Below are 14,919 nucleotides of genomic sequence, written 5' to 3' on the forward strand. Positions count from 1 at the left end.
TTTCTTGTCAAAAATTGATGAAAAAAAGAGAAGGCTTCCGGCCTTTGTGAAAGGTCGGCAAACTTCTCTGTGAGTTCGTTCTTTATTAACTTTTTCTATATATTATATCATTGTTTTATATTTGTCAATATATTTTTGTAAAATTTTTATAATATTATCTTTTACTTTATAACTTCTCAGGAAATATTGCCGAAAATATCCGACGGGCAATTGGCACATCCGCTGTATCTGCGCTTCCTGCAATCCCTCCTAATGTTCAGAGAATATGGCAGGATACTTGACACGATTCTTATTCCGGCACTCATATAGCACATCATCCGCCATCTCAAGGATATCTGCCACCGTCATCTTATTCTCCTTGCCCTTAACCTCCAGGACGCCATAGCTGAAGCTGCACTGATATTTCGCGTAGACCTCCTCCTGGAATTCCCTCATGATCTCGGCAAGCTTACGGTTAATCAGCTCAGCCATATTACCGGAAAGAATCACGCAGAATTCATCTCCGTCAATTCGTGTAAATGTATCGCCGCCTCGGAAATTCTTCTTGACGATCTCCACGAACTTCTGGATATATTCATCTCCCACATCATGGCCGAACGTCTCATTCACATATTCCAACCCGTCTAACTGCAGATAGCAGAGCGTCGCCTCCAACTCGTCACGCAGAACGATCCCCATATATTCTTCAAAGAACAGACGGTTCTTTGTCCCCGTCAGCGGATCATGGTAAGCCTTGCTGGTCATATTACGGGCGTTGCGCTTCTCATCCGTGATATCTACCACAACATGCACGTAGGAAGACCGTTCCTTCCACTCCATCTGGAAAGACGTCACACGGTAAAATGTATCCGCTTCACCTTCCATCTCCCACACCTGATACTGCTCATGGCTTCTCCAATTCAGAAGCTCCGACTGGAAAGAAAGACGCCTCTTGCAGGTCTGACAGAAGGTATCTTCTATGACTCCCACCTGCTTTTTCTTATTGCAGTATATGATCTCGCTGGTATCTCTGTCCACAACAAGCAGCCATTCCTTGCGTTTGCTCAGCATCTCCACCAGGAGTTCGTTGTAACCCTCGATCATCTCCGCCCGGCGCTCCGCCTTCTCCGCCGCTTCCTTAAGCTGTTCCTCCCGATCCTTAAGCTGCCTCGTCATCTCGTTAAACGCATCGGAGAATTCTCCCAGGAAAGCTACGTGCTGAGAATAATCTCCCTTCGTGACCTGCTGCGCCTGCCATGTGAGATGATTCAGGTTCGCATGCAGGTTCTTAAGATTCTCACACAAGAAATTATATTCTTTCGGAAATTCTACCGACAGATTCCCTTTTGAAAGTTCCGCAGAATATGTGACCAACTCATTTACTGCATTCTGCATGTACTGCAGTCCGCGTCCCAGATCCCGGTAAGGTTCGCTGAGTTCACCGACTTCAAGCTGTTCTATCCACGAATCGTATAATATCCCTCTCAAATATTCAAACAAAAGCTCACAATTCTTATTCGCATCTGTTCCCATTCCACATCCTCCTTATTCCTCTATATCCGCCCGGAACCGGCATACCCTGTCTCCGGTCGCCCAACAATTCACCTCCGTCGCATTATAAACTCTACCTGTATACGAAGTAAGAATTCCTGCCAAAAAGCCCTCGTCATAGTTGCATACTGTTTCCCCAAGAAGAGGCAGTCCGGAACAATCGGCATCCTCGGATACCGTAAGTACCATCTTACCCGTCTCTTCATCAAACTTCTCAATCCGGAGGACCCCCATCTTAAATTCTTCCAGACGCTTCTGAAGCTGTGACGTAAATTCTGACAGTTCCAGAGATGAATCCAGATACTTTTCTGCAAAATACGTTCCGGCACGGAACCCGGCGCTCCGAAATATATCTATCTGCTCTTCCTTTCCAAACCTCGCACTCAATTCTTCGCGGAGAGAATACTCCAAGAGCCTGTATACCGCAACCGGAAGCTCCGTCCCCAAATTCTCTCTGCCGTTTTCCTGCGCCTTCATGTAATCTGCAAGAGAAAGTTCCTTTCTGTTCTTCAAAAAAATGTTGTCTTCCATCATGCTTCCCTTTCTTAGTAAATATAGTCTACCGATCATATTATAATATATTACGTTTGCTTTGCCAATAATAAAAAACCCATTACAAATCCAGCGCGGAAGGATTCAGCAGGAATTCATAGAGTCCCAGATGAAGGATCCCATCTTCGTCAATCCACGGCTTCATCCCACTCTTCACGACAATAATCTTTCGGAAGAAATCTTTGACTCCCAAAAGCGGCCGAAGCTCCGTCTTTTCCTTCTGTGCGTCACTTGTGGTCAATGCAGATTGGATGTAATATTTTTTGGCTCCTTTATTGATGACAAAATCAATTTCACAGCTAACCTTCTTCCTTTTTCCTGCCGCATCCGTCTCAAAAATCTCAACAACACCTACATCAACCGAATATCCTCTGCCAATCAGTTCATTGTACATGATATTCTCCATAATGTGCGTCTCCTCCTGCTGTCTCATATTCAGCCGAACATTCCTGAGTCCTATATCACTGCAATAATACTTTGATGGATAAGAAAAATACTTCTTCCCCTTTATATCATACCGTTTTGCCTGACGGAACAAAAAGGCCTCGGACAGATATGTCAGATAGCTGGCAATCGTACCGCTATCCACTTTGATTCCTTTTACCGTCTGTAACGTATTCGCAATTTTTCTGGCATTCGTCAGAGATCCTACAGATGAACACAGATCATCTGTCAACTCACTCAAAACTTCTGGAAGGCCAATCTGATACCGTTCAATGATGTCTTTAAAATATACTTCCTCGAAAAGGGAGAACAGATATTTGAATTTATCTTCCTCTGTCTTCCTGAACAGCACCAGAGGCATGCCGCCATACAAAGCATATTCCTCATAAGCCTCAGCTCTGTCTCCGCCTACATAGTCAAAATACTCTTTGAAAGAAAGCGGGTGGACTTCAACAGAATCGCCGCGGCCTCGAAAAGCAGTCATCACATCTTTGGATAGCATTTTAGAATTGCTTCCAGTTACATATATATCTACATTGCGAAGCCGCAGCAATCCATTCAGAACATTGTAAAGACGGATACTTTCCGGATCCTTAAGCTCCTCTCGAGAAATCGCATACTGCACTTCGTCGATAAAGATATAAAATATGCCTTCCTGTCCTGTAATCTGAGAGCGGATGTATTCGGATAATTTCGCCGGGTCACGATAAGTTATATTCAGATCATCATCCAGAGCAATAGTTATGATATGGTCTCTTGGAATCCCATCTCCCAACAGGTAATCGTAGAACAGGTTAAACAGCAGAAAACTCTTACCGCATCGACGAATACCCGTAATAACTTTAATTAGCCCATTCTCTCTCCGGTTAATAAGCTGCTCCAGATAACTGTCCCTCTTAATACAGTCACCAGATCTCCCATAACTGCCATATGGTTTAAATGCAGAATTATTTCCCATATTCACCCTCCTCGCTATTCATTCAGAAATACGATGCATTTCACCCAAGTTCTGAATCTATTATACCCAACTTTAATCTAAATATCAATTCTATTCAAAACTTTCTTGTTTTGCACCATACTTTGGAATGAAAATAACTATTGACAAAAAAAAGATTCTTGTGTACATTAATAATAGCATAAGAGAGTTTGTCGACCTTTTTTGAAAAGGCCGATAAGCTCTTATTTTTTACACTGAATATCGTATATATTCTATCCCGGCAGGATACAAAAGAAAGGAGAACAACATGAATCAAATCAAATGGATCAAAAATTCACTTCCGAAAACAGAGGATCAGAACCTCAAATATCTGTCTCCCGAGGAATCTAAAAAGGTCCGTGCTTTTCACGAGAGCTTCCCGCAGTACACCAAGACACCTCTTGTGAAGCTGGATCAAATGGCTAAACATCTGGGACTTGGGAACATATTCATCAAGGACGAATCTTACCGCTTCGACCTGAATGCATTCAAGGTATTAGGAGGCTCTTACGCGATCGCCAAATATATCGCACAGAAATTAGGCCGCGATGTCAGCGAAGTTCCTTACTCCGTTCTGACCTCCGAGAAACTCAGAGAGGAATTCGGACAGGCAACCTTCTTCACTGCCACCGACGGCAATCACGGCCGCGGGGTTGCATGGGCTGCAAACAAATTAAACCAGAAATGTGTCATCTACATGCCGATTGGAACCACCCAGACCCGCTTGAACCACATATTGAATGAGAATGCCAAGGCAACCATCGAGAATCTGAACTACGACGACTGTGTCCGTAAGGCTGCCGCCGAAGCAGATGAAACTCCAAACGGAGTGATCATCCAGGATACTGCCTGGGAAGGCTATGAGGAGATTCCGACCTGGATCATGCAGGGATACGGGACCATGGCTTATGAGGCAGACGAACAGTTGGGCGAATACGGCTGCGACCGCCCGACACATATCTTCATCCAGGCAGGCGTGGGATCTCTCGCCGGAGCCGTACAGGGATATTTTGCAAACCGATATGCCGGTAACGAGCCTACGGTCGTTATCGTAGAAGCTGACGTTGCCGCATGCCTCTATAAGAGCGCGGTTGCATGCGACGGTAAACCGCATATTGTGGACGGTGATATGCTGACACTGATGAATGGTCTGGCATGCGGAGAACCAAGTACCATTTCCTGGGATATCCTGCGCAACCACGTAGATACCTTCGTCTCCTGCCCTGACTGGGTAACAGCAAAGGGAATGCGTCTTCTGTCCGCTCCGATAAAGGGCGATACTCCGGTGACTGCCGGCGAATCCGGCGCGGTGACCATGGGACTGCTCTATAATCTGATGAAGAATGAAGAGTATAAGGAACTGCGCGACCAGTTGAAGCTTAACGAAAATTCCAAGGTATTATTATTCTCCACAGAAGGAGATACCGATCCGGGCAGATATAAATCTATCGTGTGGGATGGGAAGGATTCTCTATAATCTGAGCCAAATACCTCGTAAAAAAATAATAGACTCATAAGTTACCTACTCATGAGTCTATTATTATGCTTTAAACGCTACTGCCCTCTCTCTATCGTAAATCCTCTCCCCCGCACCTCATTGATCTGCGTGATCGTAATAAATGCCTGGGGATCGATCATCTGAACCATCTGGTTGATAGAATACAGCTTCCGGTTCGGTATCACACACAGCACGCCTTTCTGCTGCTTCGCGCCGTACCCGGTCTCAATATGGACCATGGTAACCCCCGCATCCATCTCCTTTAACACCTTCTCCTTCACTTCTTCATATTTCTCGGTAATGATAAATAGCTGGATCTGTGCCTGTCCCATCAGCATCACCCGGTTCAGCGCCATCGTAGACACGATCAGCACCAGGATACCGTACAAGATCTGCTCTGAATTCGAGAAAAGAGCCTGGCACAGCAGTACGGTAAAATCTACGACATATACGAACACTGCCAGAGATATATGGAACCATTTGTGCAGCACCAGCGCAAGGATATCTGTTCCGCCCGTAGACGCGCCTACACGCACCACCAGGCCGATCCCCAATCCCAGCAGAGCGCCGCCGTACAGTGCTGCAAGCATGATGTTATCCGTAAGCTCCGTGATCCCCGGGATACTCCTCATGACCGACAGAAAGACCGGATACACAAATGTACTGATCAATGTCGTCAATGCGAATTTTTTGCCCAATACGATCGTACCCAACACGAACAGAACAATATTTACCAAAAATATAATGGCTGACAGGTCTAATGCAATAAAATGTCCGATCGTAAGACCGATCCCCGTCGCGCCGCCCATGATGATCCCCTGCGGCACGAGAAACGCCGCAACGGTAAATGCCAGGACGGCGTTCCCAAGCAGAACACAGACCAATGTCTCCATACTCTTCTTCCAGTTCTTCTTCATCTTATCCTACGACCTCTCTCCACCAATATTCCCTGACTTTTATGAGATTCCTTTCATAGTCAGCGCAATACGCTTCTTCTTCATATCCACGCTCAATACTTTGACATCGACGATATCCCCTACGCTCACGACCTCCAGCGGATGCTTGATGAATTTCTTGTCTGTGATCTCCGAGATATGTACCAGTCCGTCCTGATGAACTCCGATATCCACGAATACCCCGAAGTCAATCACATTTCTCACCGTGCCTTTGAGGATCATGCCTTCTGTCAGGTCCTTCATCTCCAACACATCCGTGCGCAGGATTGGCTTGGGCATCTCATCACGCGGATCTCTTGCCGGCTTCTCCAGCTCTTTGACGATATCCCTCAAAGTAATCTCACCGATTCCCAGCTCTTCTGCCAGCTTCTTATAATCCTTGACCGTAAGAGACAATCCCACAAGTTTCCCGCCGCTTAGATCTTCCACGGAGAAGCCCTGCTTCTTAAGAAGCTTCTCTGCCGCCTCATAGGTCTCCGGATGCACGCTCGTCCCGTCTAACGGATTATCCCCGCCCTGGATCCGCATGAATCCAGCGCACTGCTCGAAGGCCTTGGGGCCAAGCTTGGCGACCTTGAGAAGCTGCTTGCGGCTCACGAATCTACCGTTCTCTTCACGGTATGACACGATATTCTTCGCAATCGTCCCTGAGATACCGGATATATAGGAAAGCAGCGGCGCCGACGCAGTATTGAGGTCCACACCGACCCGGTTCACGCAGTCCTCAACGACTCCTGACAATGCCCCGCTTAATTTCTTCTGATTCATATCATGCTGATACTGTCCTACTCCGATGGACTTCGGGTCGATCTTAACAAGCTCTGCCAGCGGATCCTGGAGACGCCTGGCGATAGAGGTCGCACTTCGCTGTCCTACATCAAACTTCGGGAATTCCTCTGATGCCAGCTTGCTCGCTGAATACACGGAAGCGCCCGCTTCATTGACGATCACATACTGCACCTTCTGGGGAATCTCCTTAAGCAGTTCTACGATAAACATCTCCGACTCCCGGGATGCCGTACCATTCCCCACGGAAATCAGCGTGATATTATACTTCGCGATAATCTTCTTAAGCACATCCTTCGAAGCCTTAATCTTCTGCGGCGTAGTCGGCGCCGTCGGGTAGATGACCGTCGTTCCGATCACCTTGCCGGTGGGATCGACAACCGCCAGCTTACATCCTGTACGGAACGCCGGGTCCCATCCAAGGACCGTCTGTCCCACAATCGGAGGCTGCATCAGAAGCTGCTCCAGGTTCTTCTTGAATACCTCGATGGCTCCGTCCTCCGCCTTCTCCGTCAGGTCATTGCGGATCTCCCTCTCGATTGCCGGCGCGATCAGACGCTTGTAGCTGTCTTCCGCCACAGCCTTCAATATCGGTGTCGTATACGGGTTATCGCCATGGAGCGTCTTCTTCTCCAGATAACGGATGATATCTTCTTCCGGCGCCTCGATCTTGACCGTCAGGAACTTCTCCTTCTCCCCTCGGTTGAGCGCCAGAACCCTGTGTCCCGCAAGACGGTTCACCGGTTCTTCAAAATCATAATACATCTCGTATACGGACTCTGCCTTCTCATCCTTCGCAGCCGAGATGACGCGCCCTTTCTGCGCCGTGATCTTCCTGATCCAGCTACGGTAATCCGCTTCGTCGGATATGCTCTCTGCGATGATATCCTTCGCCCCTGCGATCGCATCTTCTACTGTATTGACCTCTTTCTCCGGATTCAAATATTCTGCCGCCAGTTCTTCTACCGGCTGCTTCGTCTTCTGCAGCATGATAACCGCTGCTAATGGTTCTAATCCCTTCTCCTTCGCAATGGTCGCCCTGGTCCTCCTCTTCGGCCGATATGGACGGTACAGATCTTCTACCACAACTAACGTCTCCGCCGCAAGAATCTGCTTCTTAAGCTCTTCCGTAAGCTTCCCCTGTTCCTCTATACTGGTCAGTACCTGCTCCTTCTTGTCCTCCAGATTGCGCAGGTACGTCAGTCTCTCATGCAGCTTACGAAGCTGCTCGTCATCCAGGGTTCCCGTTGCTTCTTTTCTATATCGAGCGATAAACGGTATGGTATTGCCCTCGTCGATCAGCTTGACCGCCGCATCCACCTGCCACTTCTTCACACCAAGTTCTTCTGTGATCTTCTGATTAATGTCCATAAAATATTCCTTTCTATGCTAAAAACATTCCGGTTTTTATTATATCGGAATTCCATGGATTGTGCAATGGAATACTTAATACCGAGTTCACTCTGTTTATTGAAAATCAAAGGCCGCTATGCTATAATCGTCTTTGGACAAAATCACTCAAGGAGTTTTATCATAATGAATCAGGAAACACAGGAATTATCCAAGCAGCAATTAAAATCTCAGGAGACAAAAGGGAAGATCTTCCGCGCCGCCAAGAGCATCCTGCAGAAAAAGGGCTACGAGCAGCTCTCCATCAAGAATATCTGCGAAGAAGCCGGCGTCTCTAACGGGAGCTTTTATCACCATTTTAAGACCAAGGACGATCTTCTCTCTTACTACATAGAAGAGCAGCCCAACATCAATCCCGATCTTCTGGACATGCCGAAGAATCCCAAGGAAGCGAAGCAGGCCATCATCTATGTATACCTGAATTATGTACATTATTGCCAGAAGCTTGGGGTCGAATTCATGGCAAACTATTATACCCCCAAGAACCAATCGCTGAATCCGCTGACCCGTACAGAACGCCCCTATCCCATCGTTACTGTAGCTGATTATCTCAGGAAAGCAATTGATGCCGGTATCGTATCCTTGTCTGCTGACCTTGAGGACATCACAACGGATATCCGCATGATCGTGATCGGTAATGTCTTTGAATGGTGCCTTAAGAACGGCGAGGCTGACTTTGAAGGAAATATGCGGCGTTCTTTGGAGATCTATTTGGATGGGTGTTTTTAATGGAAGCTCCTTGGAACAGCCGCCGGCGGTTCCAAGGAGCGCTAATGCGAAAAATCCTTCGAGCAAGCGGACTCAAAGGATTTCTAGAAGGGAATATGGTAGTGAAACCATTTAACAATAATATCTTGTAACTGTATTATAACTCTGACCTGCAAATAAATCCAATCACTAATTATAATATAACTTTTCTATTTATAGATATTATCTATGAGGAGGCTCTATGTATATTTTTATTGTCAATCCCAATTCCCGTTCCGGGATGGGATCGCGGATATGGAACACCGTAGAACCCGTTTTAAACGAACGCAATATCCGATACCGCGTATTTTTCACGAAATATCAGCGCCATGCTGTTAAACTCGTCCGCGAGATCACTTCCGACGGTCAGGCACATACCATTATCGTACTTGGCGGGGACGGAACGGTCAACGAAGTGGTCAACGGCATCGCAGACCTGTCTAAGACCACGCTCGGTTACATTCCCACAGGGTCAAGCAACGATTTCGCACGCAGCCTTTGCATGCCCACTGATCCGCTGACGGCTCTTGACAACATCCTCCGGCCGTCCCGTTATCTGTCTGTCAATATTGGTATTCTTACATATAACAATAAGAACGGTGTTAAGAAACGACGTTTTGCCGTTAGCACGGGGATGGGCTTCGACGCCGGTATCTGCCATGAGGCTATGATCTCGCACGTGAAAGTTCTGCTCAACAAGCTCCGCCTTGGAAAGCTTACCTATGTGGGGATCGCGCTCCGCCAGCTCCTTACGCTTACTCCCTGCCGGGTCACTGTGACCCTGGATGACAGCCGCAGGATAAGCTTTGACAGGGCATATTTCGCGACTGCCATGAATTTCAAATACGAAGGGGGCGGATTCAAGTTCTGTCCAGATGCAGACTGCTGCGACGGACTCTTGGACATCATCGTTATCTCCAACCTGTCTAAGCTCAAGATCCTTACCCTGCTGCCAACTGCCTACAAGGGATGGCATACACGTTTTAAGGGAGTCTATACCTACACCTGTAGAAAGGCGGAATTCATAAGCGCCGCTCCCCTTCCTGTCCACACAGACGGGGAACCCATCTATAAGCAGACACAACTCACCCTGTCCCTGGAACAGGAGAAATTACGCGTCATCGCCATGCCGTAGACATCCGCCGCAGCCTCCCTTATCTTCCAAAAGAAAGAGGTCCATCAAGATGATCCTTATACTTAACTTGTTCATAACCATCGTTATATTATATGTATTCGCAATCCTCCCCCGGTTCTCCAGGAGAAAGGAGATGTTCGTCTACCGGCAGACTATGTTCGCCCACCGGGGCTATCATTGTATCGAGCGGGGCATACCGGAGAATTCAATGGCTGCATTCCGCGCCGCCATAGAAAAAGGCTATGGTATAGAGATCGATCTGCACCTGACCAGGGACGGACAGCTCGCAGTCTTCCACGACGATACACTGGAACGTATCTGCGGACAGCCGGATACAATAGAAGATATGACCTTCGAGGAATTAAAGACCTGCCGTCTTAGCGGCACCTCTGAGATAATTCCCTCTTTTCATGACGTATTATCTCTGGTAAACGGCAAGGTTCCGCTGCTGATCGAGCTTAAGATCCCTGATTCCTCCGAACAGATCTGCCGGGAAACGCTGGCGCAGCTTGACCATTATCAGGGTCCTTTCCTGATTCAGTCCTTTAATACCATTGGTATCCGGTGGTTCCGGCTCCATGCGCCGCATATTCTGAGAGGCCAGCTCTCGTCTGACCTGACGCGTGAAGACCATAAGGAAGCCTGGATCCTCCGTTTTATGGTCAAGCATTTATTCTCAAATTTCCTGGGAAGGCCTGATTTTATCTCATATGGCTTAAATGACCTTCCGATTGTAAATGTATGGATACTCAAACATATATTACATGTGCCGGTCGCTGTATGGACACTCAATACTCCGGATATGCTAGAAAGAGGAAGACAGCATTATGATATGCAGATATTCGAAAGACAACATGAAAATTATTAACAAACGGTGAACATTGTTGTTGATTCCTTTTTTTCATGTTATAATTTAAGCTGAACTGTGAATATGCTGTATTATATATTGATTTTCAGGCTTATGAAGGGGTAATTATTATGAAAGCCATCGAGAGGGTTAAGAAATTTATCAAAGACTACCGCCATGCATGGGTATTATTGTATGGCCTGATTTATATGCCATGGTTTGTTTATCTGGAAAGACGGACAGATGTCCATTATTTTCTGATTCATTCCCCGATCGACGACTATATCCCCTTTGTCGAATATTTCATCGTACCTTATCTGCTGTGGTTTGTATTTGTCGCCGCAGCGGCCGGATATTTTTTCTTCACCGACAAGAGAGGCTATTACCGCTTATGTGCGTTCCTTATCGCCGGGATGACATTCTTTCTGCTTTTGTGCACGGTTTTCCCAAACGGGCTGAATCTGCGCCCGGTTACATTTGAACGGGAGAATGTATTCGTAGACCTGGTAAGACACATTTACAGAACCGATACGCCGACGAACGTGCTGCCGAGCATCCACGTATTCAACTCCATCGGAGTCTGTATCGCCATCTGGCACAGCGACGCCTTGAAGAAACACAGGAAGATCCAGTATGCTTCTTATCTGCTGGCGGTCTTGATCATTCTGTCCACCATGTTCCTGAAACAGCATTCCGTGACAGACGTGATCGCAGCATTTGCTTTGGCATGTGTGATCTATCCATTTGTATATGCCGCTCAGGCGAAGAAAGCGCCTAAGCTTTCACACCAGCCAATTTAAAATATTTATCATAAGAGGAGGATGCAGACTATGTATGCAGAATTTAGTGACAACCTGGTAACAGGCAACGAGATGATCGATTCTCACCACAAGGAGCTGATCGACCGTATCAACAAATTATTAGACAGTTGCGAACAGAGCAATGAGAAGACCGCCGCGATCAAGATGATGGACTATCTTGCAGATTACACGGATTTCCATTTCTCCGCAGAAGAGCAGCTTCAGAAGGATATCGACTATCCGGGATACGAACAGCACAAGGCTCAGCATGAAGCCTTCAAGAACACCATCAAAGAGCTTGAAGAGATGTTGGTAGAAGAAGAAGGTCCGTCCAATGCTTTCGTAGAGAAGGTCCAGGAGAACGTGATCAAGTGGTTCTATACACATATCGAAGGCTTTGACAGATCTGTTGCCGAATACAAGTTCATGAAAGAGAACAACGAAAGACTGTAACCATTGTCATATGGTTACATAATTAATAGGGATACCGCGAAGCAATTACTGTTTCACGGCATCCCTATTTACTTTCGTCTTCAAGCTACTCTCTGATCCCTGCATATCTTGTATAGTATTCATATGCCGACGGAATGGGATATTCCTTCTCTAGCTTCTCCGGGGAAATGAAGAGGAATCCCTTCTCGTTCGTTCTCTCCAATTCATCCACAAGGATCTCATATCCTGCCATATGCCATTCGATATGGCTGAAAATGTGCTTTGCCTCCCCCAACGCTTTGATCCTGACCGGCATCAGACCGATCTTCTTACTGTAAACCGCCGCTTCATTAAGAGACAGATGCCCGGATACGCCCGGGAACTCGTACAGGCCTGCAAGCAGCCCCTTAGAAGGACGCTTGCGGATCGCAAGCTTTCTCCCGTCCCTGAACAGGAATACGGTCCGATCCTCTATCCTCCTCGCCTTGCCCTTGCTCTTCACCGGAATCTCTGCTGCCGCTCCCTGCTCCCTTGCCGCGCAAAAACCAGCGGCCGGACATTCGCCGCACTTAGGCTCCCCATTGGGTACACAGACAAGGGCTCCAAGCTCGATCAATCCCTGATTGAAATCACCGGCCGCATCCCGCGGAATCACCGGCTCTAACAATTCCTCTATCTTCTTACGCACGCTCTGCTTCCCGATATCCTCACGGCTCCCTGTGATCCTGGATATGACTCGTAATACATTGCCGTCCACCGCAGGCTTGGGAATCCCGTAGGCAAACGCACTGATCGCGCCCGCCGTATAATTGCCGATTCCTTTCAGCAAGCGAATCTCCTCATAGGTATTCGGAAACTCCCCATTGTAGTCTGCCATAATCTGCTGCGCCGCCTTCTGCATATTCCGCACGCGGTTGTAGTATCCCAAGCCTTCCCATAGTTTAAGCAGCATATCTTCCTGCGCCTCTGCCAGTTTCTTTACCGTAGGCAGTTCTCTTAGGAAACGCTCATAATACGGCTTCACCGCCTCTACCCTGGTCTGCTGCAGCATGATCTCCGATACCCAGACCCGGTAGGCGTCAGCTTCTCTGCGCCAAGGAAGATCCCTTTTGTGCTCCCGATACCAGGCTATGACAGGTTCCACAACATCTGCAAGATCCGAATCAGAGCGCTTAACAGCTTCATCCGCACATGCCTCGTTGTCCGCCCGCTGATCGAATTGATCGAATACAACCGGTACCTCATCCGCAATATGAATATCATCCTTCCTCACGTCACAGTCATACGAAAGAATGTGGACGCCAGCTCTCGCCGCATCCATAAGCGCCTCGCCAAATGCCGGATGCGTGTCCATGTTCGGCGTAAAATACCGGACGTCTTTCATCTGTACCACGAAAAACACATATGCCTCATAGCCTTCCTTCACAGCCAACTTAAGCTCCTCCACGTGCTTAACCGCACGGTCGCTCGGCGCATCGGGAAATCGCACCACCCCGTCCTCCTCAAGGGTAACGCCCTTTACCTCAATGAATATCTTCTTGCCGTCCGCTTCCACATACAGGTCAAAACGAGAACTGCCATAAGTGTATTCCGGGCGTATCCGGGTTATGTCTTTAAAAAGGTTTCCCTCTTCTAACCACTCTTTCACCAGATGATTGGGAATCTGAGAATCCATATTCACCATACGGCTGCCCTTCTTAACCGCGATCAGATCCCACTTCGTCTTCCGGTCCGGCTTGTCTGATTCCTGGACATAGACCACAGCGCCCGGCACCAGCAGCTCCGCACAGCGGCCCGTATTCTTAACATGGACTGTCTCAGCGCTTCCTTTTATATTAATATGCGCAATAAACCGGTTGGGGCGGTCTATGAACGTTCCCCGGCGGATATTCGTGTAGTGCATCTATTCCTCCTTCTCATCCGTTATACAAGCCTCTTCCTGGCTGCGGTCTTCCTCCTTCTCAAGATAAGGCCTGAACAGCCTGTACAGCATCAGTGAATTCAGGTAAGCCGTAAGCCCGAATCCAAAGAAGAACCAACAGCAGGCCCAAAGCGGCATTAGTTTATAATCCTGATAAGTCATATACATCGGAAATACCGAGATGATCACGATCAGTATCGTATATGGGAAGCGCATGAACGCGAAGATCACCGCATTCTTGATCTGTCCCGCGGTACTGCTGGTAAATGCCGCGATCACAGGGAACACATACAGCGCGAAGATCACCAGGAGCACCAGAAGCCCTTCTGATAATATCATAAGCATATGCCCCGTCTGCCCTGTCTCTGTCCCCAGGAAACGGATGTTGGTGATCAGGATAAAACCTGCCGCCGCAATTCCAAGCCAGATCACGAGCGACTGGACAAAATTCTCTTTGAACGCACGGAAAAAGGTCTTGACCGTCCCGTAACTGTTCCCCTTCACAGACCTTAACGAACAGTGATAGAGGGCTGTCAGGGACGGACCGATGGTAACTAAGGGGATGGAACAGAAGATAAACAGAATGTTAGCAATCACAATATCCCCGACATTATTCAGAAATTCGTGGACAATATTATCTTGGTTCAGCAAATTCATAAAGCTACTCCTCCTTATGTATAAATATCACTGAAAGCTATTGTAGCATTGAAAGCGCTGCCTTGTAAAGGAAAATGGAGCGTATTGCGAATAGATAAATATATTGTCGAAACATGGAAAAATGTTCGGGCGAAATAGAATAACGTTGGATGAAAGACAGAAAATGTCGAAAGAAACATACAAAGTGCAATATGTTTTCTTATATTTTCATTGATTCTTTTGTGCGAA

At 47.3% G+C, this 14,919-nt stretch carries 13 protein-coding genes; 6 read left to right on the top strand and 7 right to left on the bottom strand.

The window, feature by feature from the left end; genetic code table 11:
* Positions 1–249: 249 nt before the first annotated feature.
* The 3 genes from VSQ62_RS23800 to VSQ62_RS23810 form a co-directional block, all read right to left on the bottom strand.
* Positions 250–1,512, bottom strand: a complete 1,263-nt coding sequence (locus tag VSQ62_RS23800) for a sensor domain-containing diguanylate cyclase (protein WP_334637197.1) — start codon at positions 1,510–1,512, stop codon at positions 250–252.
* Positions 1,513–1,524: 12 nt separating this feature from the next.
* Entirely contained in the window at positions 1,525–2,043 is a 519-nt protein-coding gene (locus tag VSQ62_RS23805; RefSeq protein WP_334637198.1) for a V4R domain-containing protein, read from the bottom strand.
* A 100-nt stretch (positions 2,044–2,143) separates the two neighbouring features.
* A complete protein-coding gene (locus tag VSQ62_RS23810; RefSeq protein WP_334637200.1) occupies positions 2,144–3,484 on the bottom strand; it encodes an ATP-binding protein in 1,341 nt (446 codons plus the stop codon).
* Between the two features lie 286 nt (positions 3,485–3,770).
* Between VSQ62_RS23810 and dpaL the strand changes: the two genes are divergently transcribed.
* Entirely contained in the window at positions 3,771–4,979 is a 1,209-nt protein-coding gene (dpaL, locus tag VSQ62_RS23815) for a diaminopropionate ammonia-lyase (protein WP_334637202.1), read from the top strand.
* Between the two features lie 77 nt (positions 4,980–5,056).
* Here dpaL and VSQ62_RS23820 read toward each other — a convergent pair whose 3' ends face one another.
* Both VSQ62_RS23820 and VSQ62_RS23825 read right to left on the bottom strand, forming a co-directional pair.
* Positions 5,057–5,917 (bottom strand): YitT family protein, encoded by an 861-nt coding sequence (locus VSQ62_RS23820; protein ID WP_334637203.1) that lies wholly within the window; start codon positions 5,915–5,917, stop codon positions 5,057–5,059.
* Between the two features lie 39 nt (positions 5,918–5,956).
* Complete coding sequence (locus VSQ62_RS23825) at positions 5,957–8,113, bottom strand: Tex family protein (protein ID WP_334637205.1); 2,157 nt, start codon at positions 8,111–8,113, stop codon at positions 5,957–5,959.
* Between the two features lie 165 nt (positions 8,114–8,278).
* Here VSQ62_RS23825 and VSQ62_RS23830 point away from each other — a divergent pair, with 165 nt between their 5' ends.
* From VSQ62_RS23830 to VSQ62_RS23850, 5 genes are all read left to right on the top strand, one after another.
* Complete coding sequence (locus VSQ62_RS23830) at positions 8,279–8,881, top strand: TetR/AcrR family transcriptional regulator (protein ID WP_334637206.1); 603 nt, start codon at positions 8,279–8,281, stop codon at positions 8,879–8,881.
* A 220-nt stretch (positions 8,882–9,101) separates the two neighbouring features.
* A complete protein-coding gene (locus VSQ62_RS23835; RefSeq protein ID WP_334637207.1) occupies positions 9,102–10,034 on the top strand; it encodes a diacylglycerol/lipid kinase family protein in 933 nt (310 codons plus the stop codon).
* A gap of 49 nt (positions 10,035–10,083) precedes the next feature.
* Positions 10,084–10,902 (top strand): glycerophosphodiester phosphodiesterase, encoded by an 819-nt coding sequence (locus VSQ62_RS23840; RefSeq protein WP_334637208.1) that lies wholly within the window; start codon positions 10,084–10,086, stop codon positions 10,900–10,902.
* 110 nt (positions 10,903–11,012) lie between these two features.
* A complete protein-coding gene (locus VSQ62_RS23845) occupies positions 11,013–11,681 on the top strand; it encodes a phosphatase PAP2 family protein (protein WP_334637209.1) in 669 nt (222 codons plus the stop codon).
* 30 nt (positions 11,682–11,711) lie between these two features.
* Positions 11,712–12,134, top strand: a complete 423-nt coding sequence (locus tag VSQ62_RS23850; RefSeq protein WP_334637211.1) for a bacteriohemerythrin — start codon at positions 11,712–11,714, stop codon at positions 12,132–12,134.
* A gap of 85 nt (positions 12,135–12,219) precedes the next feature.
* On the opposite strand, the gene mutY is transcribed toward VSQ62_RS23850, so the two are convergent.
* The gene (gene mutY / locus VSQ62_RS23855) at positions 12,220–14,016 is read right to left on the bottom strand and encodes an A/G-specific adenine glycosylase (protein WP_334637212.1); all 1,797 of its coding nucleotides are present in this window, start codon (positions 14,014–14,016) and stop codon (positions 12,220–12,222) included.
* Positions 14,017–14,691 carry a YesL family protein gene (locus VSQ62_RS23860; RefSeq protein ID WP_334637213.1) on the bottom strand — a complete coding sequence of 225 codons (675 nt, stop codon included), beginning with the start codon at positions 14,689–14,691 and terminating at the stop codon, positions 14,017–14,019.
* Between the last annotated feature and the right edge of the window lie 228 nt (positions 14,692–14,919).

The sequence above is a fragment of the Sporofaciens sp. JLR.KK001 genome (assembly GCF_036941055.1).
In the GTDB taxonomy this organism is placed as follows: Bacteria; Bacillota; Clostridia; order Lachnospirales; family Lachnospiraceae; genus Sporofaciens.

Bases quoted from the DNA above. Each gene is read 5' to 3' on its own strand.
- VSQ62_RS23850 (WP_334637211.1), top strand. From the start codon at position 11,712: ATGTATGCAGAATTTAGTGACAACCTGGTAACAGGCAACGAGATGATC.
- dpaL (WP_334637202.1), top strand. From the start codon at position 3,771: ATGAATCAAATCAAATGGATCAAAAATTCACTTCCGAAAACAGAGGAT.
- VSQ62_RS23830 (WP_334637206.1), top strand. From the start codon at position 8,279: ATGAATCAGGAAACACAGGAATTATCCAAGCAGCAATTAAAATCTCAG.
- VSQ62_RS23820 (WP_334637203.1), bottom strand. From the start codon at position 5,917: ATGAAGAAGAACTGGAAGAAGAGTATGGAGACATTGGTCTGTGTTCTG.
- VSQ62_RS23860 (WP_334637213.1), bottom strand. From the start codon at position 14,691: ATGAATTTGCTGAACCAAGATAATATTGTCCACGAATTTCTGAATAAT.
- VSQ62_RS23825 (WP_334637205.1), bottom strand. From the start codon at position 8,113: ATGGACATTAATCAGAAGATCACAGAAGAACTTGGTGTGAAGAAGTGG.
- VSQ62_RS23835 (WP_334637207.1), top strand. From the start codon at position 9,102: ATGTATATTTTTATTGTCAATCCCAATTCCCGTTCCGGGATGGGATCG.
- VSQ62_RS23845 (WP_334637209.1), top strand. From the start codon at position 11,013: ATGAAAGCCATCGAGAGGGTTAAGAAATTTATCAAAGACTACCGCCAT.
- mutY (WP_334637212.1), bottom strand. From the start codon at position 14,016: ATGCACTACACGAATATCCGCCGGGGAACGTTCATAGACCGCCCCAAC.
- VSQ62_RS23810 (WP_334637200.1), bottom strand. From the start codon at position 3,484: ATGGGAAATAATTCTGCATTTAAACCATATGGCAGTTATGGGAGATCT.
- VSQ62_RS23800 (WP_334637197.1), bottom strand. From the start codon at position 1,512: ATGGGAACAGATGCGAATAAGAATTGTGAGCTTTTGTTTGAATATTTG.
- VSQ62_RS23840 (WP_334637208.1), top strand. From the start codon at position 10,084: ATGATCCTTATACTTAACTTGTTCATAACCATCGTTATATTATATGTA.